A 21,831-nucleotide genomic window follows, 5' to 3' on the forward strand; every position below is an offset into this window, starting at 1 on the left:
ACTATGCAAACCATCATTGATGAAACTGTGGGCATTGCCCGGCACCTCACCCTCAACCGCCCCCGACAACGCAACGCTATCAGCCTGCCAATGGTGGACGAGCTGCTACAGAAGCTGACAGAGGCGGAGGCCGCTTCGCAGACCCGGGTACTGGTACTGCGCGGTGCCGAACACAACTTCTGTGCAGGTGGGGATATTGGCGATATGCTCACTGCCCAACAAAACGCCAGCGACGGCGATACGGATGCCTTTTATCACCTGAACCGCCGCTTCGGCGAACTACTGGAAAGAGTCAACAGTTCCTCGCTGGTAGTGATTGCCGTACTCGAAGGCGCTGTGATGGGTGGCGGTTTTGGGCTGGCCTGCAGTGCCGACATCGCCATTGCCGATCACAGCTGCCGCTTCGCGTTACCGGAAACCCGACTGGGCCTGCCGCCGGCACAGATTGCACCGTTTGTGGTTGCCCGCGTGGGCCTGTCCCAGGCGAGGCGGCTGGCATTGGGTGGCACCACGCTGAAAGCACGGGAGGCACTGGATATCGGCCTGATTCACCAGCTGCTGGACAGCTCCACGGCGTTGGAGGCCGCACTGCAGGGACACCTGGACAATATCAATGCCTGCGCGCCAGGAGCCCTGGCTACCACCAAACATCTGCTTTTACAGGCCGCACAGATTGCCGACAAATATGCCCTGAGCCACCTCCTCGATGACGCTGCGAAACATTTTTCCAATGCCATTCAAGGTAGCGAAGGTCGTGAAGGCGCCCGTGCCTTTATGGAAAAACGCGCACCGGAGTGGCAACACTGATGTCCGCACCAGCCACACTCCTGATCGCCAACCGCGGGGAAATTGCCCTGCGCATCCTGCGCACGGCCCGAGCGGAGGGTTATCGTACCGTTGCCGTGTTCAGCGATGCGGATCGCCACACACCCCATGCCAATAGCGCCGACCTGGCCGTTGCCCTCGGCGGCCGGACTTCCGCGGAATCCTATCTGGATATTGACAAAATCCTCTCTGCCGCAAGGACAACCGGGGCCACCGCCATTCATCCCGGCTATGGATTCCTGGCCGAAAACGCCGATTTTGCCCGTGCCTGTACAGAGAACGGCCTGCAGTTTATCGGCCCGAGCGCTGATGTTATTGAACTGATGGGCAACAAACGGCGCGCCAAAGCGTTTGTCTCCGATGCCGGTGTGCCCTGTATTCCCGGCTTTCAGGGGGCCCAGGACGACCGCACCCTGATGGCTGAGGCGGACCGGATCGGCTTCCCCCTGATGATCAAGGCCGCCGCCGGCGGCGGCGGCCGCGGCATGCGTCTCGCCCACAGCAGCGACGAACTGGCAGCACTGTTGCACGCTGCGCGCAGTGAATCCCAGAGCGCCTTTGGCAGCGGTGAACTGATTCTGGAACAGGCCCTGGTCGGCGCCCGCCATATCGAAATCCAGGTGTTTGCCGACCGGCACGGCAACTGCATCCACCTGGGCGAGCGCGACTGCTCTGTACAGCGACGCCACCAGAAAGTGGTCGAGGAATCCCCCTCCCCGGGAGTGGAAGCAGACCTGCGCAGAACTATGGGTGAAGCCGCAGTAGCCGCGGCACGCGCCTGCGGCTATGAGGGCGCCGGAACGGTGGAGTTCCTGCTCTGCCCCGACGGCGAATTCTATTTCCTGGAAATGAACACCCGCTTGCAGGTGGAGCACCCGGTAACAGAAATGGTAACCGGATTCGACCTGGTGGCCTGGCAACTGGCTGTAGCCCGTGGCGAAGCGCTGCCGGTTACCCAGCAGCAGGTCTGCCAGTGCGGCCACGCCATTGAAGTGCGCCTCTATGCGGAAGATCCCGGACAGCAATTTCTGCCCCAGGCGGGGCCTATCCTCTACTGGCGTGAACCCAGTGGGGAAGGAGTACGCCTTGATCACACTGTGCGGGAGGGCGTTGAAATCACCCCCTTCTACGATCCCATGCTGGGCAAGCTGATCGCTTGGGGAAGGGACCGAGAAACCGCCCGGAGAAAACTGCAACAAGCACTGGCACAGCTGCAGCTGATTGGCCCAAAAAACAATATTCGCTTCCTGTACCGGCTACTGGCAGAGCCGGAATTTGTGTCTGGCAATGCCAATACGGGCTTTCTGGATACCATCACCCACCTCACTGTACCCGAGGCAATATCCAGCGATTGGGTGTCACTAGCGGCGGTACTCAATCACCAGCGTTATCTGAAACCGCAGGATAGACGCGAGGGGCGCACTAACTGGCGCAGTGGCGACAGCAGTGTCCACCTGCACTACCGGCTCCGCAGCGAAGGGCGAGACTTTGAGTGCACGCTGCTGCCTCTGGGGCCACACCGCTACCGCGTGAGCGTGGCGGATCAGACCCATGAAATTGCCGTGCAGCCACAGGCGCTCGACAATACCGCGATTGCCATCATAACGCTCGACGGTGTCACCCAGAGCACTCTTTTCCTGCAACAGGGCTGTAGCCTCTACCTGTTGCGAGCGGGTCGCCAGCTGCAGTTCGAAGACCGGAGCCAGAAGCCATTACAGGCAAGCCTCGGCCAGGGCAGTGGCCAAATTACCGCCCCGATGGACGGCTCCCTGCTGGAGGTGCTGGTAGAGCTGAATCAGGCCGTGCGCTGCGGCGATATCCTCGCCGTGATGGAAGCCATGAAGATGGAACACCCCCTGCGCGCGGATCGCGATGGCACCGTTATCAAACTGGGAGCCTGCGCCGGCGATCAGGTGCGCGGCGGTCAGCTTCTGGTACAGATAGAGGCCGCCCCCAGCGGAACGCCCAGACCCCGTCAATGACCCTTGCTAGAGGATGCCACCGTGTACGATATCGATGCCACCCGTATGGCCAGCCCTTTCTACGGAGAGAGCCACCGGCAGTGGCGCAACCAATTGCGTCGTTTTGTCGAGCGGGAAATCCAGCCCCATATCACCTACTGGGACGAGCAGGGCCTGCTGCCGGAGACACTCTGGGAAAAGGCTGCCGAAGTGGGCCTGCTGCAAATGGGCTACCCCGAGTGCTATGGCGGTACTGAGACGGATGCCTTTCATATGATTGTTGCCGCCGAGGAACTGGCGCGCACCGGTGCCGGTGGTCTCTATGCCAGCCTGATGGTACATGGTATCGCCCTGCCCCCCCTGCTGCACTATGGCAGCGATGCTCTGAAAGACGCGGTGATACCGGCGGTACTGCGCGGCGACAGACAAATCTCCCTGGCTGTCACCGAACCCGGTGCCGGCTCTGACGTGGCCAATCTCCAATGCCGCGCGGTGCGCGATGGCGACAGCTACATAGTAAATGGGGAAAAAACCTATATTACCGGTGGTATGCGGGCCCACTGGTTTACTACTGCCGTGCGCACCGGCGGCGAGGGTTTTGACGGTATCTCCCTGTTGCTGATACCGGCGAACGCACAGGGGGTCAGCCGGCAGCTACTGGACAAAAAGCAGGGCTGGTGGTGCTCAGATACCGCCAGTATCTTCTTTGACCAGGTCCGCGTGCCCGCAGACAATAGAATCGGCGTTGAAAACCAAGGCTTCCTGCCCATAGTGCACAATTTCAACCATGAACGTCTGGGTATCGCCGCTTCCTGTATGGAATACAGCCGTGTCTGCCTGCAGGATGCGATCGAATGGGCCCAGGCCCGGGAGACTTTCGGTAAATGCCTCGCCAGTCACCAGGTGATCCGCCACAAGTTCGCACAGATGCTGCAACGCATCAATGCCACCCAGGCCTATCTGGACCTCTGTGCCTGGGCTGAACAGCAACAGCAACTCAAAGTGGCTGAAGTCGCTCTGCTCAAGGTTCAGGCCACAGAAACCCTCGAGTACTGTGCCCGGGAAGCCATGCAGGTGCTCGGCGGCGCCGGCTATATACGCGGTGGTCGGGTTGAGCGCATCTATCGAGAGGTACGGGTCAATGCAATCGGGGGTGGCTCTGAGGAAATCATGCGGGATTTGGCTTCCAGGCAGATGGGGATTTAGGGGGTTCTCACACTCAGCGCAGCTGACTTCGCCCAGCGACAAATGCCCGGCGGGTACTTGCAGCCAGTATCCCCGGCCGGACAACCTATAAAGCATTTGCTCGGCCGGATTATGGGCTTTATTTTCCCACTCAGATCGCAATCGACAATCCACATCCACCCTCACATAGCGCTTGCCAATGGAACAAATTAAGCCAAACTATTTCGCCCACAGGTTCCTATCGCCTATTATACGGCCCAAACTGACAGCCTCTCCGATTAAAAAACAAACAACCTGGTGAGCTTCTGGCTCACTGTTTCCCTTGCACACCGACGAATTTTTAAGAGTACTTCATGAGTAGCAACCACCATCGACTGATCATTCTCGGCTCGGGCCCCGCCGGGTACACCGCTGCGATCTACGCAGCCCGTGCAAATCTAAAACCTGTAGTTATCACCGGTATGCAACAGGGTGGACAATTGACCACGACTACAGAGGTGGAAAACTGGCCGGGTGGTGCTGCGGACTTGCAGGGACCCGACCTGATGGTCCAGATGCAGGCGCACGCGGAGCGCTTCGACACCCAGGTTATTTTTGATCACATCGAATCAGTGGATCTGAAGCAACGGCCATTTACACTGCAGGGCAACAGGACTTATACCTGCGATGCACTGATTATTGCCACCGGTGCCTCTGCCCAGTATTTGGGGCTGCCATCGGAAGCGGCCTATCAAGGCCGCGGCGTCAGCGCCTGCGCGACCTGCGATGGTTTCTTTTACCGCGATCAGAAAGTAGCCGTGGTTGGTGGCGGTAATACCGCTGTAGAAGAAGCGCTTTACCTGTCCAATATCGCCAGCGAAGTGACCCTCATCCACCGCCGCGATCAGCTTCGGGCAGAGAAAATTCTGCAGGATCGCCTGATGGAAAAAGTGCAAAACGGCAATATTACTGTCTGCTGGCAGCACACGCTGGACGCAGTTCTGGGCGATGATAATGGCGTTACCGGCCTGCGTCTGCGCAGCACACAGGACAACTCCGCCAGGGTACTGGATGTCTCCGGCGTCTTTATCGCCATCGGCCATAAGCCAAATACCGACATGTTTGAGGGGCAGCTGGAGATGCATGGTGGCTATATCATTGTCCGCAATGGCCTTGAGGGGAATGCCACCCAGACTTCTGTCGCAGGCGTTTTTGCCGCAGGCGATGTGTCCGATCATATCTACCGCCAGGCGGTGACCTCTGCCGGTACTGGCTGTATGGCGGCGCTGGATGCCGAGCGCTTCCTGGACGCGCAATAGCAAAGCAACCCCGATACCCGGCTGACAGGCCTCCGGGTATTGTGTAGCCCCACAAACAGGAGTCAGACCATGGCAGGGAGTCGTACCCAACGCTTGGTGTGGCTCGACGACCAGCATATCGCCTTCCCGTCCACAGCAGCAGCACTGACGGATCCCAACGGGTTGCTGGCTGCGGGGGGGGACCTGACCCCCGAGTGGCTGCTGGCTGCCTACCGGCGGGGGATTTTTCCCTGGTACTCGGACGGCCAACCCATCCTCTGGTGGAGCCCCTCCCCCCGTTGCGTGGTTTTTCCGCAGGCATTCCGTGTGGGCCGCAGCCTGCAGAAAGTGTTGCGCCGCAAAACCTTCCGGGTCACATTTGACCGAGCATTCGAATCTGTTATCGATGGCTGCCGCATCCAGAGGGCCAGCGGGGAGGGTACCTGGATTACCGACAGGCTGCGCCGGGCATTTATCCACATGCACCATCTCGGTCTCAGCCACTCTGTGGAGGTATGGCGCAATGGTGATCTTGTTGGTGGACTCTATGGTATCGCCCTGGGCCGTGTATTTTTCGGGGAGTCGATGTTTCACCGTGAGAAAGACGCCTCCAAAGTCGCTTTTGTTCACCTGGTTCGGCAATTAGAATTGTGGGGCTGCCCGTTGATCGACTGCCAGGTAGGCAGTCCTCACTTGACCAGCTGGGGGGCAGTGGAGATCTATCGCAGGGATTTCGAACACTTGCTGAAAAGCGGGCTGAAACAACCCGCCTTTGCAAAGCCCTGGAAGCTTTCGTGGACTTATGGGTAAATACTCTCAGTTGGATTCAGTCCGCCTCTTGGCCACTCTGCCCCACCCCTGTGGCTACCTGCCGGACCGGGAAGCCAATACGGTATTTGTAGACCCGCAGACCGAGGTGGATCAACGTCTATACAACCACCTTTCGGAGCTGGGATTCCGCCGCAGCGGCGCCTACCTGTACCGCCCCCAGTGCGCCACCTGCAAGGCCTGCATCCCAGCGCGGGTACCGGTGAATTTGTTTGTCCCCAGCCGCAATCAGCGCCGCTGCTGGAAGCGCAACCGGGACCTGGATATCTTCCATATTGAATCCATCGACACCGATGAGCACTACGCGCTCTACGCACGCTATATTGAACAGCGCCACGCCGACGGTGAGATGTACCCCCCCGGTCGCGAGCAATATCGCAATTTCCTGTGCCAGGCCTGGGGCGCCACGCGCTATTTCGAATTGCGCGCTCGGGGCAAACTGGTCGCTGTGACTGTAACCGATCTGCTCACCGCGGGCCTGTCCGCCATCTATACTTTCTTCGATCCGGAGGAGGACAGGCGAAGCCTGGGCAGTTACTGTATTCTCTACCAGATTGAGTGGGCAAGACGACTCGGCCTTTCCAACCTTTATTTAGGCTATTGGATTGGGCAGTGCCATAAAATGGCCTACAAAAGCCAGTTCCAGCCGATAGAAATGCTCGTGGAGAACCGCTGGAGACTGAAACCCCGCTAGCGTTATCAGACGCGCCCTTTGCTCTAGCGCATCTTTTCGTGCAAAATGCTCGCCCGTCGAACCGCGGCTAGGCCAGAGTGTCTCCGGGGTACAGGTCAGATCAAGATATTTTAAGGTTGCTGCCGCATGGCAAAAGACGATTATATTGAAATGGAAGGCGAGGTGATTGACACTCTGCCGAATACCACCTTCCGAGTGAAGCTGGAAAACGGACATGTGATCATCGCACATATCTCGGGGAAAATGCGCAAAAACTATATTCGCATCCTCACCGGTGACAAGGTTAAGGTGGAACTGACCCCCTACGATCTGAGCAAGGGGCGTATCACCTACCGGGCGCGCTAATCTGCGCATTGGTGAAAGCGCCTTTCCGGCAGCTTGACCAGACAAAAAAAGCCACCACAGGTGGCTTTTTTTGTTGCAATGGCGCATCCATCGACAATCAGGCGGGCACGGCGGTTTTTATTGCCAACTCATCATTTTCTATCGTCACTCTCACACGCCCTCCCTCTTCCGCCAACTCACCGAATAAAACGGCTTCGGCCAGGGGTTTACGCAACTTGTCGCGAATCAGGCGGGACATGGGGCGGGCTCCCATTTTTTCATCGTAACCGTGTACGGCCAGCCACTCGCGAGCCTCATCGTCCACAACCAGGGTCACCCGGGAATCATCCAGTTGCGTCTGCAGTTCGACAATCAACTTGTCTACCACCGTTTTCACCACATCTAGTGGCAGGGCAGCAAACTGGATAACGTTGTCCAGGCGGTTGCGGAACTCTGGGGTGAATATTTTTTTGATCTCCTCCATACCATCCGTGGAATGATCCTGACTGGAGAAACCAATTGAGCGGCGGCTCATCAACTCGGCGCCGGCGTTCGTGGTCATAATCAGGATCACATTGCGGAAGTCGGCCTTGCGCCCATTATTATCCGTGAGGGTGCCGTGATCCATCACCTGCAGAAGTAGATTAAACACCTCGGGGTGGGCTTTTTCAATTTCATCCAGCAAAACCACGCTGTGGGGATGCTTGGTAACAGCGTCGGTCAGCAGGCCGCCCTGGTCAAATCCCACATAGCCTGGCGGCGCCCCGATCAAGCGGGAAACCGTGTGCCGCTCCATATACTCCGACATATCGAAGCGAATCAGTTCAATGCCCATCACCTTCGCCAACTGCCGGCACAACTCGGTCTTGCCGACACCGGTGGGGCCGGAAAACAGAAAGGAGCCTATCGGTTTCTCCTCGGCACCCAAGCCCGCACGACTGAGCTTGATTGCGGTACTGAGTGCCTCGATAGCCCGGTCCTGGCCAAAAACCACCATCTTGAGGTTATCGTCGAGTTTGGACAGCTGCTCTTTATCCGACGCAGAAACACTCTTGGCCGGGATACGGGCCATTTTTGCGATCACCGACTCAATTTCACCCACGCCGATGATCTCTGTGCGCTCCTCAAGGGGCAACAGCGATTGGTAGGCGCCGGCCTCATCGATGACATCGATGGCCTTATCCGGAAGAAAACGCTCGGTGATATGGCGGCTGGAAAGCTGCGCCGCCGCTTCCAGAGCCGCCTCGGTAAAACGCACCTTGTGGTGATCCTCGAAGCAGCTCCTAAGCCCCTGCAGAATCTGCACCGTCTCCTCCACGGTTGGCTCGCTCACATCAATCTTCTGGAAGCGACGGGACAAGGCGCGATCTTTTTCGAAGATACCGCGATACTCCGTGAATGTGGTGGAGCCGATACAGCGCAGATGGCCACTGGAGAGCAGTGGTTTAAGCAGGTTGGAGGCATCCATTACGCCACCAGAGGCTGCTCCGGCACCGATAATGGTATGGATCTCATCGATAAACAGCACCGCGTGCTCACGCTTCCTCAGTTCGGCCAACAGTGCCTTGAAGCGCTTCTCGAAATCCCCACGGTACTTGGTACCGGCCAGCAAAGAACCGAGATCCAGTGAGTAGATGGTACTCTCTTTGAGGGGCTCGGGAATATCCTCATCCACAATGCGCCGGGCAAGTCCTTCGGCGATAGCCGTTTTACCGACGCCGGACTCGCCAACCAGCAATGGATTGTTTTTACGCCGGCGTGCCAGCACCTGGGTAACCCGCTCCACCTCCGGGCCGCGCCCCACCAGGGGGTCGATACGGCCTAGAATAGCCTCCTGGTTCAAGTTGGTGGCGTAGCTTCCCAGAGGGTCCGCACCACCGGCTTCGGTACCACCGCCAATCTCTTCGTCGACCTGCTCTGGGGCAGCATCGGGGCTGTGGTGGTGATTGTTGCCACTGGAACCGACACGAGAAATTCCGTGAGTGATGTAATTGACCACATCGATGCGCGCAACACTCTGCTGCTTCAGATAGTAAACAGCCTGGCTTTCCTGCTCGCAAAAGATCGCCACCAGGACATTGGCCCCGGTTACTTCTTTTTTGCCGGAGGATTGAACGTGGAAAACGGCCCGCTGCAGGACTCTCTGGAACCCGAGTGTCGGCTGGGTTTCGCGGTCGGTATCGGCCTCGGGAATCAGTGGGGTGGTGGAATCCACAAACTCCAGCAGTTCACGCCGCAGCGCACTGAGATCGGCTCCGCAGGCATGCAATACATCGGCTGCCGATTCATTGTCCAAAAGTGCCAGCAACAGGTGCTCTACGGTCATGAATTCGTGCCGTTTTGCGCGCGCACCCTTGAACGCCAGATTAAGCGTTACCTCTAAGTCCTTGCTGAGCATTTAAACCTCAAACCGTAATCGCCAATAGTTCCCGCCGACTCCGCTGGTTGGCGCGCACCCTTTGCCGGCGTCTGTATCCTGGCTGATTCCTTTCAGGTGACGGGGCCCTAGTTCAAAGGCAGCTCTGTTCAAGCTCACTGGTCTTTACTTTCATCCGCCTCAATCTCGCACAGCAATGGATGTTCATTCTCCTGGGCGAATTGATTGACCTGGGCGGCCTTTGTCTCCGCTATATCCCGAGTATAGACACCGCACACTGCTTTTCCCCGCGTGTGTACCTGCAGCATCAACTGCGTGGCACGCTCCCGATTGACACCAAAAAACCGCTCCAGAGCCTCAACCACAAAGTCCATGGGGGTATAGTCATCATTGAGCATCACCACCTTGTACATCGGGGGCCGCTTTAACTTTGGTGGCGTTTCTTCCAGTGCGAGCCCACCGCCTGAGAACCCGCGATCCTCGAGGTCTCCCCCCCTTTCACTGGTATTTAGTTTAATGATTTGCGTAATACTCATAAAAATCATCAATGCATTCTTTCTTTCGAGCCCGGACGTTGCCACCTGCACAAACACTAATGACCTGCCATTGTAACCTTATTTAACCATCGACACAGGAATACCGCAGTGGCCAACTGGGTTTCTTGACATTCTCACGCCAGTTGACTACAAGAGGTACTGTCTGCCTCATTCGCAGCCATTAATAGCAGTCAGGATCGCAGCCGATTCATTCGTAGTTCAAATAAAAATAAAACTCTGTACGGTGGCCAGGGGGCCGCCTGGGCAATTAGAGGGAGTTCGCTATGCCTACCGGTACCGTGAAGTGGTTCAATAACGCCAAGGGATATGGATTTATTCTGGCGGATGACGGAGGGGAGGATCTTTTTGCACACTACTCCGCAATTCAGATGGAGGGTTATCGAACCCTGAAAGCTGGCCAACAGGTCACTTTTGATATCATTCGAGGCGATAAAGGTTATCACGCAACCAATATTTCCACTGTGCCTGCGGGGGACTCCAGCCCAGTAAGTCACGAAACTGAGTCGGTACCTTCTGAAGCACTCAGAGAAAAGGAAGCCGAGGCGCTGGATTAGACGCCCTACCCGGCTATACCCTCAGGCAAAAGAGCCCTCCACCTGCCAGTGAAGGGCTTGTCTGCAACCGGCGCCCGGACGGCCAGTCCGGCGCTAATCTAGGTCATGTGCCTAATAACTTCGCCACCAAACTCGGAGCAGGATTTCAGCTCGGCGCCCTCCATCAGGCGTTCGAAATCGTAAGTAACCGTCTTGGCCTCGATGGCGCCTTCCATACCTTTGATAACCAGATCTGCCGCTTCCTTCCAACCCAGATGACGCAACATCATTTCTGCAGACAGGATCAGAGAGCCAGGGTTTACCTTGTCCTGACCGGCGTACTTGGGTGCTGTGCCGTGCGTAGCCTCAAACAACGCGACCTCGTCGGAAAGGTTGGCTCCCGGTGCAATGCCGATTCCGCCCACCTGAGCAGCCAGGGCATCGGACAGGTAATCACCGTTCAGATTCAGAGTGGCGATAACATCATACTCCGCCGGACGCAGCAGGATCTGCTGCAGCATGGCATCTGCAATCACATCCTTGATAATGATTTCCTTACCGGTTGTCGGGCTCTTGAAGCTATGCCAGGGCCCCCCGTCCAGAGGCTGAGCACCAAACTCATCGCGCGCCAGTTCGTAGCCCCAATCTGCAAAGGCGCCCTCGGTGAACTTCATGATATTGCCTTTGTGCACCAGGGTAACGGAATCGCGGTCCTGGTCTATGGCATACTGGATCGCCTTGCGCACCAGGCGCTTGGTGCCTTCGGCAGAGACCGGCTTGACGCCGATACCACAGTGCTCCGGAAAACGGATTTTCTTAACGCCCATCTCGTCTTGCAGAAACTTAATGACTTTTTTCGCCTCGTCACTGTCCGCTTTCCACTCGATACCGGCGTAGATATCTTCGGAGTTCTCCCGGAAGATCACCATATCTACCTTGTTCGGCTCCTTTACCGGAGAGGGCACGCCGCTGAACCAGCGCACCGGCCGCTGGCAGACATACAAGTCCAGCTCCTGGCGCAGAGCGACATTCAGGGAACGGAACCCCCCACCTACCGGAGTGGTGAGAGGGCCTTTGATGCTGACAACATAGTCTCTGATCGCGGCGAGGGTTTCGGCCGGGAACCAGTCACCCGCGTAAATCTCGGCCGCTTTTTCTCCACAGTAGATTTCCATCCATGCAATTTTCTTGCCGTCACCGTAAGCCTTCTCTACTGCAGCATCGATCACCTTGCGCATGACCGGGGTGATATCCACACCGATGCCGTCGCCCTCGATAAAGGGAATCACCGGGCGATCCGGAACATTCAGAGAACCGTCGGCATTGACTGTAACTTTTTCGCCGTCTGCCGGCACTTGGATATGACCCATATTGCGTAAACTCCCTAAATTCTGTGACTTTTTAGGCCCAGCATTGCTTGCATCACTGCCCCGGCACCCTCGGGCCCGGACAAAAACGGCGGGATTATAGCAGCATCGGCCTCTTTTTGTAGTTGGATTACAATACCGGATTTTTGTCATGGCCATGCTCATTCTTCTTAACAAACCCTACGGCGTCCTGAGTCAATTTACGGATAGCCAGGGCCGCCCCACGCTTGCAGACTACGTCCGCAAAAAGGATATCTATCCCGCCGGCCGGCTCGATTTTGACTCGGAAGGGCTGCTGCTCACAGCCGATGGCGCGCTGCAACACCAAATCAGCCACCCAAAGAAAAAGGTGGCAAAAACCTACTGGGTCCAGGTTGAAGGGAAAATCAGTGCTGATGCGCTCACGGCTCTGGACCGTGGCGTACTGCTCAAAGAGGGGCGCACTGCGCCGGCCAGGACCCGGCGCCTGTCCGATGTTAAACTGTGGTCGCGCACACCGCCGATCCGGGAGCGGAAGTCCATTCCCACCAGCTGGCTGGAATTGACCATTTGCGAGGGCCGCAACCGCCAGGTTCGGCGGATGACCGCAGCTGTCGGTTTCCCCACCCTGCGTCTGGTGCGTATGGCAATCGGCCGCTGGCATCTCGGCGCGCTCAAACCCGGAGAGTACCGAATAGAGGAGATTTTCACCGTCAATCAGGCCCCCTCAAAGCCCGGGCAAAAGCGTATTCCCCCGCAACGACAGCGGCAAGTCCTAGCGGAAAATCCAAGCGGTCTTGGTCCGAGGCGTTTTCACAGGTAAAATTCGCCCCTTTTTTCTCTTCCAGTGAGGTAGCGGCAATCCCTCTATGTCTGACTCCACACCCAGCAAGCAGCCCAAGCGTATCATTGTCGGTATGTCCGGCGGTGTCGATTCCTCCGTAGCCGCACTGCGCCTGATCCAGCTGGGCTATCGGGTGGAGGGCCTGTTTATGAAGAACTGGGACGAAGACGACGGCACCGATTACTGTACCGCCAGAGCCGACCTGGCTGATGCCCAGGCCATCTGTCACAGGCTTGGTATCCATCTACACACTGCCAGCTTTGCTGCTGAGTACTGGGATCATGTCTTTGCCTACTTCCTGGCGGAATACAAGGTCGGGCGTACGCCCAATCCGGATATCCTGTGTAATCGCGAAATCAAATTCAAAGCCTTTCTGGAATACGCAGAAGTACTGGGCGCAGATGCCATTGCCACCGGCCACTACGCGCGCCGTCGCGATATCAAGGGGCGCACCTATCTGCTCAAGGGGCTGGATGGCAACAAGGATCAGAGTTATTTCCTGCACGCGGTGGAAGAAGCGGCCTTTGCCCGCGCCCTCTTCCCGCTCGGAGAGCTGGAAAAGCCCGCGGTGCGGCATATTGCTGAGGAAAACGGTTTTGTCACCCACAACAAAAAAGACAGCACCGGTATCTGTTTTATCGGCGAGCGCCGCTTCAAGGATTTTCTGGAACAGTACCTGCCGGCACAGCCTGGGGATATGGAAACGCCAGAAGGCAGGTTCATGGGGCGCCATGCGGGATTGATGTACCACACCATTGGCCAGCGACAGGGCCTGGGTATCGGCGGTGTCAAAGGTGGCGGGGAGGACCCCTGGTACGTGGTAGGCAAAGACCTGCAGCGCAATGTGCTGATCGTTGTACAGGGTGCACACCACCCCCTGCTCTATGCCACAGGGTTGGAAGCAACCCAGACACACTGGATTAATGGTGCTGCACCCGGTGAAACATTCCGCTGCCAGGCAAAAACCCGCTACCGCCAGCCAGACCAGGATTGCACAGTGCAGGTACAGGAAAATGGTGACCTGATTGTGGCATTTGATAAGCCACAGCGCGCCGTAACATCAGGGCAATCACTGGTACTCTACGATGGCGAAGTTTGCCTTGGCGGTGCGGTGATAGAAAAAGCCACCGGCACCGGCTCTGCCGTGTCGAAAAAACAATAAGCACTAAGGAGCGATTTTGAATAACTGGCGGGATCAGGCTCTGGCACTGGCCGGAATATTTCAAGCTGCAACACTGGTAGAGCGCCTGGCAAAGACCGGCACGGCCCCACAGACACAGCTGGAAACAGGTGTGTTCAGCCTGTTTCAGCTCAATCCCGACCACACCGACACTGTCTTTGGCGGTGCCGCCAATCTACTGCCGGGCCTGCAGGTTTCAAGACAACTGTTACAGTCGCGTCAGCATCCAGAATATACCGACTGCCTTCGGTATGCGCTTTCTATACTCTATCTGCAGCGGCAGCTCAGCAAAAAGAGCGCACTCCTTTCCATCATCGGCAACCGCCTGCAAAAAGCCAAAGCCCAGGCCGAGCATTTCGCCCCGACACACGAAAATGTGTTTTCAAACCTGGCCAGTATCTACAGCGATACCCTCGGCACCTTTCGCTTCCGCATTCAGGTACTCGGTGATTTTAACTACCTGCAGCAGCAGCGCATCGCCAACCAGATCCGCTCCATGCTGTTTGCCGGCATCCGTGCCGCAACCCTGTGGCGACAACTAGGCGGTCGCCGCCTGCACCTGCTGTTTCGGCGCAAGAGGCTATTGCATGCGACCAATGATTGGATCGCACAACTCGAATCCACAAATCACTAGCTCCGGAGATTGACTATGACCGTTGCGCTTTCCGCACTCACAGCGGTATCCCCCATTGATGGCCGCTACGAAAGCAAGACCGCCCCTCTGCGCGCTATTTTCAGCGAATACGGCCTGATTTCCGCCCGCATTGAAGTAGAGGTACGCTGGCTACAGCAACTCTCCGCGCACAGGCAAATCACCGAAGTAGCGCAGTTCGACGACGATGCCAACCAGCTGCTCGACCGCATCGTGGCTAACTTCTCCCTGGAAGATGCCCGGCGTATCAAAGAGATCGAGCGCACCACCAACCACGACGTAAAAGCCGTCGAATACTTCCTCAAGGAAAAAATCCGTAGCAATGTACAATTGGCCGGAGTCAGCGAATTCGTCCACTTCGCCTGTACCTCAGAAGACATCAACAACCTTGCCCACGCACTGATGCTGCGCGCCGGGCGCGAAAATGTCCTGTTGCCAGCAATGCACAACCTCGTGGACAAAATCGCCGAGCTTGCCCAACACTTTGCCGACGTGCCCATGCTGTCGCGCACCCACGGCCAATCCGCCAGCCCCTCCACCGTGGGCAAGGAGCTCGCCAACGTGGTTGCACGCCTGCGCCGTCAGATAAATCAAATCCGCGCGGTACCCCTGCTGGGTAAAATCAATGGCGCGGTAGGTAACTACAATGCACACCTGTCCGCCTATCCGGAGGTCGACTGGGAACAACATGCAGAAGCCTTTGTAAATTCCCTGGGCCTGACCTGGAACCCCTACACCACCCAGATCGAGCCACACGACTATATCGCTGAACTGTTCGATGCAATCGCACGCTTCAACACCATCCTGATTGATTTCAATCGGGATATCTGGGGTTACATTTCCCTCGGCTATTTCAAACAGCGGGTGGTTGTCGGCGAGGTGGGCTCTTCCACCATGCCGCACAAGGTCAACCCCATCGACTTCGAAAACTCCGAGGGCAATTTAGGCCTGGCCAACGCCGTGTTGCAGCACCTGGCCGCCAAGCTGCCCTTGTCCCGCTGGCAGCGCGACCTGACTGACTCTACCGTACTGCGCAATATGGGTGTTGGTGCCGGCTATTCCGCCATCGCCTATGCCGCCACCACAAAGGGCCTGGGCAAGCTGGAAATCAACCGTGAGCGCCTCGCAAAAGACCTGGACAATGCCTGGGAAGTACTGGCGGAACCCATTCAGACCGTGATGCGCCGCTACAATATTGAGGCACCCTACGAGAAGCTCAAGAACCTCACGCGCGGCCAGGGCATCACCCGTGAAACCCTGAAAACATTTATTGAAAGCCTGGAGATTCCTGCCGAAGCCAAGAGTGCCCTGCTGGAATTGACTCCGGCCACCTATACCGGAAATGCCGCAGAACAGGCTCGCAAGCTTTAACCAAGCCCCGACTGCGGCCACCGGCAGGTGGCCGCATGGAGACACTGCCTGCGCGCTCCGGGCCTTCCAGTGGGCAATGACCGGAAACAGAACGCCGGTGCACTTTTGGTTTTCAATAACGAGTTTCCCATGCCCAGCCCCCTGACCCATCTCGGTGAAATGCCGATCGACATTTTTATGCGCGACTATTGGCAGCAAAAACCCCTGCTGATCCGCAACGCTTTTACCGATTTCAAATCCCCAATCTCCGCTGAAATGCTGGCGGGCATGGCTCTCGAAGAAAGAGTGGAATCGCGCCTGGTAATGGAACAGGGGGAAAACGAACCCTGGCAAATGCGCACAGGACCTTTCACCGAGGCGGACTTCCTCTCCCTGCCCCGCACCCACTGGACCCTACTGGTTCAGGCCGCCGATCAATGGTTATCTGAAATAGCCGAACTCAAAGAGTACTTTCGTTTTATCCCCGATTGGCGCCTTGACGATGTGATGATCAGCTATGCCGCCGACCAGGGCAGCGTGGGTCCGCACTACGACCACTATGATGTGTTTCTACTCCAAGCCGAGGGCAAGCGCCTCTGGCAGCAGGGGCCCAAAGTCGATGAAACCCAGCCGCGGCTGGCGGGCACACCACTCAATATCCTCAGCACGTTCGAAGTTGAAAACCGCTGGATACTGGAACCGGGCGATATGCTTTACCTGCCCCCGCAATACAGCCACTGGGGTATTGCCGAAGGCGCCTGCACGACAATTTCCATCGGCTTTCGTGCGCCCTCTGCCGCCGAGATACTCGAAGAGCTCGCCAGCGAAATCGCAACGGGATTGCCAGACAGCATGCGCTACACCGATGCGGGCATAGAGCCCACAGGAAATCCCGCTGAAATTGACGCGGCCTCAGTGGTACGTTTGCAAAAACAGATAGGCCATTGGCTGCAACAGCCGGAGAAAATCACCCAGTGGTTCGGTGCAGTGATGACCGAGGCAAAATATCCAGATATCGTAGCCCTGGATGCGGACAGCGCTGCCGACTGGCGGAAACAACTGCGCCGGGGACTGTCGCTGGTACTGAATCCTGCATCGCGCTGCGCCTTTTGTCGCCAGCCTGCAACGCTGTTTGTAGATGGGGAAGCCCTCCCTGTGCCCCTTGCTTTTGCCAGACAATTTACTGCAAACCGCACGATCCACTGGCGCGATATCGACAACTACCCGCTACTGGGCGTCGCAGATGGCCTGATCGATCAGTTGGTTTCCCAGGGCACGCTCATCTATCCCCCGGAGGATTTCTGATATGGCTATTGTTGTCCGCACTGCTAACTGGCATAGCGAGCGAAGCACTATCCGCACCATCCGAGAGACTGTGTTTGTGCGGGAACAGAAAGTACCCGCCGATTTGGAGTGGGACACCCTGGAAGAAAGCGCCCAGCATTTCCTTGTTTTCGAAGATGGCGTGGCAATAGGCACTGGGCGTCTGACAGCAGGTGGCAAGATCGGTCGCCTAGCAATCAAAAAATCTGCACGGGGCCTTGGGTATGGCGCGCAGCTGCTTGAGACCATTTGCGAACATGCCCGACACCTTGGACACCAACGTGTTTATTTGCACGCCCAGCAACAAGCCCAGGGGTTTTACAGTCGGTCTGGCTTTGTTGTCGAAGGTGACATTTTCTCAGAGGCGAATATCCCCCATATCAGGATGGTGCGGGATCTGGATTCATTATCTGGCTGACCATTAGCTTTCCCTTGACGCGCTGGATTGCCGGCCTGAAAGGCAGCACTCATCACCAGGCGTAGCTGGTCATCCAAGCTCATACCGAACCTGCAGCCGACAGTGGCACCTAAAGCTTCAGGTTGACTTCCCCCTGGGCACTACAGCCTCTACCCACAACTCCGCTCAAAAGCAGAAAACACCATATATTGTGCAGCATTGCTTTTTATAGTCAATATATAGTGATCCAGATCAAGTGCTACCCCAAGCGCCTCGCTATGCTTCGCGCAGTGTTTTTGAGGACTGCCTATGACGAGCATTGCCACTCCCGCCAACCAAAATCTGTCCAGCTCAGCACACCCAACCACAACTCCGGAAGGCTTTCTGGTCTGCAAGCGCGATGGACGCACACTGGCTTTCGATGCCAGGCGAATCACCAGTGCACTTTTGCGTGCCGGGCGCGCTACCCAGGCTTATGACGAAGAGGAAGCATTGCGTCTCACCCAATCGGTGTTGCAAGTGATTGGCCACCGCTTTGATGACAGCGCACCAATTGATATCGAGGAGATCCAGAATATTGCCGAGCAGGTGCTGATCAGCTGCAATTATGTGGATACTGCACGGGCTTATATTGCCTATCGGGGCCGGCATCAGCAACTGCGTAGTGATCGGCAGTCCCTGGTGAATGTGGAAACCTCAATCAATGAGTATTTGCAGCGGGCAGATTGGCGTGTCGCGGCCAACGCCAATCAAGGCTACTCTCTGGGCGGTTTGATTCTGAACAGTGCCGGCAAAATGATTGCCAACTACTGGCTGAATCATGTCTATTCGAATGAAATCGGCGCGGCCCACAGAGATGGTGACCTACATATTCACGACCTCGATATGCTCGCGGGTTATTGCGCCGGCTGGTCGCTGCGCACTCTGTTGTACGAGGGTTTGAACGGCGTGCCGGGTAAGGTGGAATCCGCACCACCGGCACATCTATCCAGCGCCGTAGGCCAGATTGTCAATTTTCTCGGAACCCTGCAAAACGAGTGGGCTGGCGCCCAGGCCTTCAGTTCCTTCGATACTTACCTGGCCCCCTATGTGCGCAAGGACCGACTGGACTACGCCACCGTGCGCCAATGTATGCAGGAATTGATTTTCAACCTCAATGTGCCGTCCCGGTGGGGGACCCAAACGCCCTTTACCAACCTCACATTTGACTGGGTATGCCCGCAGGATCTGCGCGATCAGGTACCGGTGATCGCAGGCGAGGAAATGCCCTTCACCTATGGTGCTCTGCAGGAAGAAATGGACTTGATCAACCGCGCCTATATCGAGGTGATGAGCGCGGGCGATGCACGCGGCCGGGTTTTTACCTTTCCGATTCCCACCTACAACATCACTGCGGATTTTCCCTGGCACAGCGACAACGCAGAGCGCCTGTTTGCCATGACAGCCCGCTATGGCCTGCCCTACTTCCAAAACTTTATCAATTCAGACCTGAGCCCGAATATGGTGCGCTCCATGTGCTGCCGCTTGCAGTTGGATTTGCGCGAATTGCTCAAACGCGGTAACGGTCTGTTCGGTTCCGCAGAACAGACGGGCTCTCTCGGCGTAGTAACAATCAATTGTGCACGTCTCGGCTACCTTTACTGCGGCGATTGGGATGCCCTGGTCACCCGCCTGGATCGGCTGCTGGAACTGGCGCGGGATTCACTAGAGGTCAAGCGCAAAATTATCCAGCGGCATATGGATGCAGGGCTGTTTCCCTATACCCTCCGCTACTTGGGCACTCTGCGCAATCATTTTTCCACCATCGGGGTAAACGGCATCAACGAGATGCTGCGCAATTTCAGTGGTGACCGCGAGAACATTGTCACTGAAACAGGAACCCATCTGGCCGAAGGGCTGCTGGACCATATTCGCACACGCATGACAGAATTCCAGGAACAGACAGGCCATCTCTACAACCTTGAGGCGACGCCAGCCGAGGGCACCACCTATCGATTTGCCCGTGAGGATCGCAAGCGATTCGCAGATATCATCCAGGCCGGCAGTAAAGAAGCGCCCTACTATACCAACTCATCACAACTGCCCGTTGGCTTTACCGATGATCCTTTCGAAGCCCTGGCCCGGCAGGAGTCCCTGCAGTCCCGGTATACGGGCGGTACCGTATTGCACCTGTATCTGGGCGAGCAGTTGCCAGATAGCGACAGTTGCCGCCGGCTGCTACAGCGCGCACTGCAGCACTATCGCCTGCCCTACATCACGGTAACCCCCAGCTTTTCCATCTGCCCGGTGCACGGTTACCTGAGCGGCGAGCACGAATTTTGCCCCCGCTGTGACGAGGCGCTGCTCGCAAATAAGCAACGCTCCTGCAGCAATTCACACTTGACTACCAAGGAGACATGCCATGCATAAACAAGCCCCAGTATTAAAAGAGAAAGACCGCACCCGCTGCGAGGTCTGGAGCCGTGTGATGGGCTACCACCGTCCGGTCTCATTCTGGAACCCCGGCAAACAATCCGAACACCGGGAGCGCCGTTTCTTTGTAGCCAACAGCAAACCGGGCTCGGTGTAAAATCATGAATGCGCACCTGCAAGTCGGCGGCTTTACGCCGTTTACCGCCATCGATTATCCCGGCGAATTGGCTGCAGTGGTCTTTTGCCAGGGCTGCCCCTGGCGCTGTCGCTACTGCCACAACAGCGATCTGCTGCCCGCCCGTGCCCCCAGCGCCTACGATTGGGACCAGCTTCTGGGCTTTCTTGCCGACCGTCGCGGGTTACTGGATGCGGTGGTATTTTCCGGCGGCGAGCCCACAGCTCAGGAAGCCCTGGAGGGTGCCGTGACCGGAGTACGCAAACTGGGGTTCAAGGTGGGCCTGCATACCGCCGGTATCTACCCGCGCCGCCTGCGCCGCCTGATCCCCCGATTGGATTGGGTCGGCCTTGATATCAAGGCCCTACCGGAAAATTACCCGGCTATTTCCGGTGTGGCCCACAGTGGAGCTACACCCTGGCAATGTGCAAAATTCCTGGCAGAAGCCGGCATCCCCCTGCAGGTACGCCTGACCCGCCACTCCCGACTCACAAGCGACAGCGAACTGGACCAGATCCGTCAAAAACTGCAGCTACTTGGGATTTCCCGCCTGGAAATACAGCATTGCAACAGTGCCCAGGCACTGGACCAGACACTTCAGTTTCAGGAGTAGGTTCCAGGATTTGGTCACATTAGAGGTTGGCCAAAGCTCCTCACTCTGCTCCGGTAGGTCCGGCTGGCAGCTTGGCACACTTTGCGCAAGCCTCAGCAGTCAATCTGCCGGTGTGCCCGACCACCATATTATCTAGCTCCGCCTAAAAGTTAAAAGCCATGCTCTCCCCGACCTCCGTAGTCCGGGATCGTCGGCCCCAGGGTGCTGTAGCACTTTTTCAGCCCCACTGGGTTTTCAGTTTATGGATGAAAAGGTGCTCACAAGTGATTGATACCCATACGCAAGTAGACGATACGTCGCGGCTAACAGTACGTTTGTCCTTTTGCTGCCAACGCACCTCGCAGAGCACCATGACAACGCCATGAGAAGCGACTAAGGTAATCCTAAGTGGTGCATGTCGGAAAACCCGCACCCCGGTACTTTGTCCATGGCGTCCCTTACTGTATGATTGGTTGCCAATGAAACAGGTTCCATCCAGATTTCGCCCCAAACTGGCCTCCCTGGCCACCCTGCTCCTGCTAATGTTCCAGGTGCAGGCTGTTTTGGCCTGTGAAATGATGGATCGCCCGGCACCTGGGGCTGCCTGCTGCTGTGATCATACGGTTGCAGACTCCGAGCCCCCGATGGACTGCTGCGAGTATGAAGCTCAGGTTTCCCTCAAAACACCTCTGGATGGTCACCAGGCAGCCCTGACCACAGCGCCCCTGACACCCGAACTGCCGCAGTTTGCGCCGCCGCCAACTTACCAGTGGCCGCAGATTCTTGCCCCGCCAGCACCAACCAGAGTCACCGGCCTCCTCTCTCACCTCCCCTACCCTGCCAACCGCACCTGGCTCGATACCCTGCGCCTGCGTATTTGATCGCTCCCCTTCTCTGACTCCCCCCGTCCTCACCACCGTTTGAGTGTGCGGGCTTTCAGAATCATTGTCCGAGGAGCGAACCTTGACTGCCAATAATCCCATTGCTGCCCTCAGCAGG

At 57.0% G+C, this 21,831-nt stretch carries 21 protein-coding genes; 18 read left to right on the plus strand and 3 right to left on the minus strand.

From position 1 onward, the window contains the following. The first annotated feature begins 3 nt into the window (after positions 1-3). The 7 genes from Q5Y71_RS04150 to infA all read left to right on the plus strand — a co-directional run bounded on the left by Q5Y71_RS04150 (position 4) and on the right by infA (position 7,115). Positions 4-807 (plus strand): enoyl-CoA hydratase/isomerase family protein, encoded by an 804-nt coding sequence (locus Q5Y71_RS04150; protein ID WP_306040342.1) that lies wholly within the window; start codon positions 4-6, stop codon positions 805-807. Continuing rightward, positions 807-2,807 (plus strand): biotin carboxylase N-terminal domain-containing protein, encoded by a 2,001-nt coding sequence (locus Q5Y71_RS04155; RefSeq protein WP_306040345.1) that lies wholly within the window; start codon positions 807-809, stop codon positions 2,805-2,807. Before Q5Y71_RS04150 ends, Q5Y71_RS04155 begins: the two co-directional genes overlap by 1 nt. A 21-nt stretch (positions 2,808-2,828) precedes the next feature. Then, entirely contained in the window at positions 2,829-3,992 is a 1,164-nt protein-coding gene (locus tag Q5Y71_RS04160; protein ID WP_306040346.1) for an acyl-CoA dehydrogenase family protein, read from the plus strand. 332 nt (positions 3,993-4,324) lie between these two features. After that, the gene (gene trxB / locus Q5Y71_RS04165; protein ID WP_306040348.1) at positions 4,325-5,269 is read left to right on the plus strand and encodes a thioredoxin-disulfide reductase; all 945 of its coding nucleotides are present in this window, start codon (positions 4,325-4,327) and stop codon (positions 5,267-5,269) included. 69 nt (positions 5,270-5,338) lie between these two features. After that, a complete protein-coding gene (gene aat / locus Q5Y71_RS04170) occupies positions 5,339-6,058 on the plus strand; it encodes a leucyl/phenylalanyl-tRNA--protein transferase (protein ID WP_306040349.1) in 720 nt (239 codons plus the stop codon). Next, positions 6,051-6,770: an arginyltransferase gene (locus tag Q5Y71_RS04175; RefSeq protein WP_306040351.1), complete on the plus strand. Its 720-nt coding sequence runs from the start codon at positions 6,051-6,053 to the stop codon at positions 6,768-6,770. Before aat ends, Q5Y71_RS04175 begins: the two co-directional genes overlap by 8 nt. 126 nt (positions 6,771-6,896) lie before the next feature. Then, on the plus strand, positions 6,897-7,115 hold the full coding sequence (gene infA, locus Q5Y71_RS04180; RefSeq protein ID WP_299943510.1) for a translation initiation factor IF-1: 219 nt from the start codon (positions 6,897-6,899) through the stop codon (positions 7,113-7,115). A gap of 97 nt (positions 7,116-7,212) precedes the next feature. Here infA and clpA read toward each other — a convergent pair whose 3' ends face one another. Further along, complete coding sequence (gene clpA, locus Q5Y71_RS04185; protein ID WP_306040353.1) at positions 7,213-9,492, minus strand: ATP-dependent Clp protease ATP-binding subunit ClpA; 2,280 nt, start codon at positions 9,490-9,492, stop codon at positions 7,213-7,215. Positions 9,493-9,626: 134 nt separating this feature from the next. Beyond that, on the minus strand, positions 9,627-10,007 hold the full coding sequence (gene clpS / locus Q5Y71_RS04190; RefSeq protein ID WP_306040355.1) for an ATP-dependent Clp protease adapter ClpS: 381 nt from the start codon (positions 10,005-10,007) through the stop codon (positions 9,627-9,629). 284 nt (positions 10,008-10,291) lie between these two features. Between clpS and cspD the strand changes: the two genes are divergently transcribed. Beyond that, positions 10,292-10,582, plus strand: coding sequence for a cold shock domain-containing protein CspD (gene cspD / locus Q5Y71_RS04195; RefSeq protein ID WP_306040357.1), 291 nt, complete (start codon positions 10,292-10,294; stop codon positions 10,580-10,582). Positions 10,583-10,680: 98 nt separating this feature from the next. On the opposite strand, the gene icd is transcribed toward cspD, so the two are convergent. Beyond that, on the minus strand, positions 10,681-11,931 hold the full coding sequence (icd, locus tag Q5Y71_RS04200; protein ID WP_306040358.1) for an NADP-dependent isocitrate dehydrogenase: 1,251 nt from the start codon (positions 11,929-11,931) through the stop codon (positions 10,681-10,683). Between the two features lie 148 nt (positions 11,932-12,079). Between icd and Q5Y71_RS04205 the strand changes: the two genes are divergently transcribed. The 10 genes from Q5Y71_RS04205 (at position 12,080) to Q5Y71_RS04250 (ending at position 21,713) form a co-directional block, all read left to right on the plus strand. After that, complete coding sequence (locus tag Q5Y71_RS04205) at positions 12,080-12,730, plus strand: pseudouridine synthase (protein ID WP_306040359.1); 651 nt, start codon at positions 12,080-12,082, stop codon at positions 12,728-12,730. Between the two features lie 46 nt (positions 12,731-12,776). Further along, a complete protein-coding gene (gene mnmA / locus Q5Y71_RS04210) occupies positions 12,777-13,913 on the plus strand; it encodes a tRNA 2-thiouridine(34) synthase MnmA (RefSeq protein ID WP_306040360.1) in 1,137 nt (378 codons plus the stop codon). A 16-nt stretch (positions 13,914-13,929) separates the two neighbouring features. After that, positions 13,930-14,565 carry a high frequency lysogenization protein HflD gene (gene hflD / locus Q5Y71_RS04215; protein ID WP_306040361.1) on the plus strand — a complete coding sequence of 212 codons (636 nt, stop codon included), beginning with the start codon at positions 13,930-13,932 and terminating at the stop codon, positions 14,563-14,565. 15 nt (positions 14,566-14,580) lie between these two features. Beyond that, positions 14,581-15,954: an adenylosuccinate lyase gene (gene purB, locus Q5Y71_RS04220; RefSeq protein WP_306040362.1), complete on the plus strand. Its 1,374-nt coding sequence runs from the start codon at positions 14,581-14,583 to the stop codon at positions 15,952-15,954. A gap of 27 nt (positions 15,955-15,981) precedes the next feature. Next, positions 15,982-17,238, plus strand: coding sequence for a cupin domain-containing protein (locus Q5Y71_RS04225; RefSeq protein ID WP_306040363.1), 1,257 nt, complete (start codon positions 15,982-15,984; stop codon positions 17,236-17,238). Between the two features lies 1 nt (position 17,239). Beyond that, a complete protein-coding gene (locus Q5Y71_RS04230) occupies positions 17,240-17,674 on the plus strand; it encodes a GNAT family N-acetyltransferase (protein ID WP_301414024.1) in 435 nt (144 codons plus the stop codon). A 288-nt stretch (positions 17,675-17,962) separates the two neighbouring features. Then, the gene (locus tag Q5Y71_RS04235) at positions 17,963-20,062 is read left to right on the plus strand and encodes a ribonucleoside triphosphate reductase (RefSeq protein ID WP_306040364.1); all 2,100 of its coding nucleotides are present in this window, start codon (positions 17,963-17,965) and stop codon (positions 20,060-20,062) included. Continuing rightward, entirely contained in the window at positions 20,055-20,222 is a 168-nt protein-coding gene (gene nrdD, locus Q5Y71_RS04240; RefSeq protein ID WP_301414026.1) for an anaerobic ribonucleoside-triphosphate reductase, read from the plus strand. The genes Q5Y71_RS04235 and nrdD overlap by 8 nt, the downstream gene beginning before the upstream one ends. Before the next feature lie 4 nt (positions 20,223-20,226). Further along, positions 20,227-20,853 (plus strand): anaerobic ribonucleoside-triphosphate reductase activating protein, encoded by a 627-nt coding sequence (locus tag Q5Y71_RS04245; RefSeq protein ID WP_306040365.1) that lies wholly within the window; start codon positions 20,227-20,229, stop codon positions 20,851-20,853. Between the two features lie 458 nt (positions 20,854-21,311). Continuing rightward, a complete protein-coding gene (locus Q5Y71_RS04250) occupies positions 21,312-21,713 on the plus strand; it encodes a hypothetical protein (RefSeq protein ID WP_306040366.1) in 402 nt (133 codons plus the stop codon). Positions 21,714-21,831 lie beyond the last annotated feature (118 nt).

Source organism: Microbulbifer sp. 2205BS26-8 (assembly GCF_030731025.1).
Taxonomy (GTDB): domain Bacteria; phylum Pseudomonadota; class Gammaproteobacteria; order Pseudomonadales; family Cellvibrionaceae; genus Microbulbifer; species Microbulbifer spongiae.

What these genes read in the sequence shown, in the direction of transcription:
- mnmA (WP_306040360.1), top strand. Translation starts at nt 12,777, where the DNA reads ATGTCTGACTCCACACCCAGCAAGCAGCCCAAGCGTATCATTGTCGGT.
- Q5Y71_RS04230 (WP_301414024.1), top strand. Translation starts at nt 17,240, where the DNA reads ATGGCTATTGTTGTCCGCACTGCTAACTGGCATAGCGAGCGAAGCACT.
- aat (WP_306040349.1), top strand. Translation starts at nt 5,339, where the DNA reads ATGGCAGGGAGTCGTACCCAACGCTTGGTGTGGCTCGACGACCAGCAT.
- Q5Y71_RS04235 (WP_306040364.1), top strand. Translation starts at nt 17,963, where the DNA reads ATGACGAGCATTGCCACTCCCGCCAACCAAAATCTGTCCAGCTCAGCA.
- nrdD (WP_301414026.1), top strand. Translation starts at nt 20,055, where the DNA reads ATGCATAAACAAGCCCCAGTATTAAAAGAGAAAGACCGCACCCGCTGC.
- clpS (WP_306040355.1), bottom strand. Translation starts at nt 10,007, where the DNA reads ATGAGTATTACGCAAATCATTAAACTAAATACCAGTGAAAGGGGGGGA.
- Q5Y71_RS04155 (WP_306040345.1), top strand. Translation starts at nt 807, where the DNA reads ATGTCCGCACCAGCCACACTCCTGATCGCCAACCGCGGGGAAATTGCC.
- Q5Y71_RS04245 (WP_306040365.1), top strand. Translation starts at nt 20,227, where the DNA reads ATGAATGCGCACCTGCAAGTCGGCGGCTTTACGCCGTTTACCGCCATC.
- Q5Y71_RS04205 (WP_306040359.1), top strand. Translation starts at nt 12,080, where the DNA reads ATGGCCATGCTCATTCTTCTTAACAAACCCTACGGCGTCCTGAGTCAA.
- cspD (WP_306040357.1), top strand. Translation starts at nt 10,292, where the DNA reads ATGCCTACCGGTACCGTGAAGTGGTTCAATAACGCCAAGGGATATGGA.
- Q5Y71_RS04150 (WP_306040342.1), top strand. Translation starts at nt 4, where the DNA reads ATGCAAACCATCATTGATGAAACTGTGGGCATTGCCCGGCACCTCACC.
- Q5Y71_RS04250 (WP_306040366.1), top strand. Translation starts at nt 21,312, where the DNA reads ATGAAACAGGTTCCATCCAGATTTCGCCCCAAACTGGCCTCCCTGGCC.
- clpA (WP_306040353.1), bottom strand. Translation starts at nt 9,492, where the DNA reads ATGCTCAGCAAGGACTTAGAGGTAACGCTTAATCTGGCGTTCAAGGGT.
- icd (WP_306040358.1), bottom strand. Translation starts at nt 11,931, where the DNA reads ATGGGTCATATCCAAGTGCCGGCAGACGGCGAAAAAGTTACAGTCAAT.
- infA (WP_299943510.1), top strand. Translation starts at nt 6,897, where the DNA reads ATGGCAAAAGACGATTATATTGAAATGGAAGGCGAGGTGATTGACACT.
- trxB (WP_306040348.1), top strand. Translation starts at nt 4,325, where the DNA reads ATGAGTAGCAACCACCATCGACTGATCATTCTCGGCTCGGGCCCCGCC.
- purB (WP_306040362.1), top strand. Translation starts at nt 14,581, where the DNA reads ATGACCGTTGCGCTTTCCGCACTCACAGCGGTATCCCCCATTGATGGC.
- Q5Y71_RS04175 (WP_306040351.1), top strand. Translation starts at nt 6,051, where the DNA reads ATGGGTAAATACTCTCAGTTGGATTCAGTCCGCCTCTTGGCCACTCTG.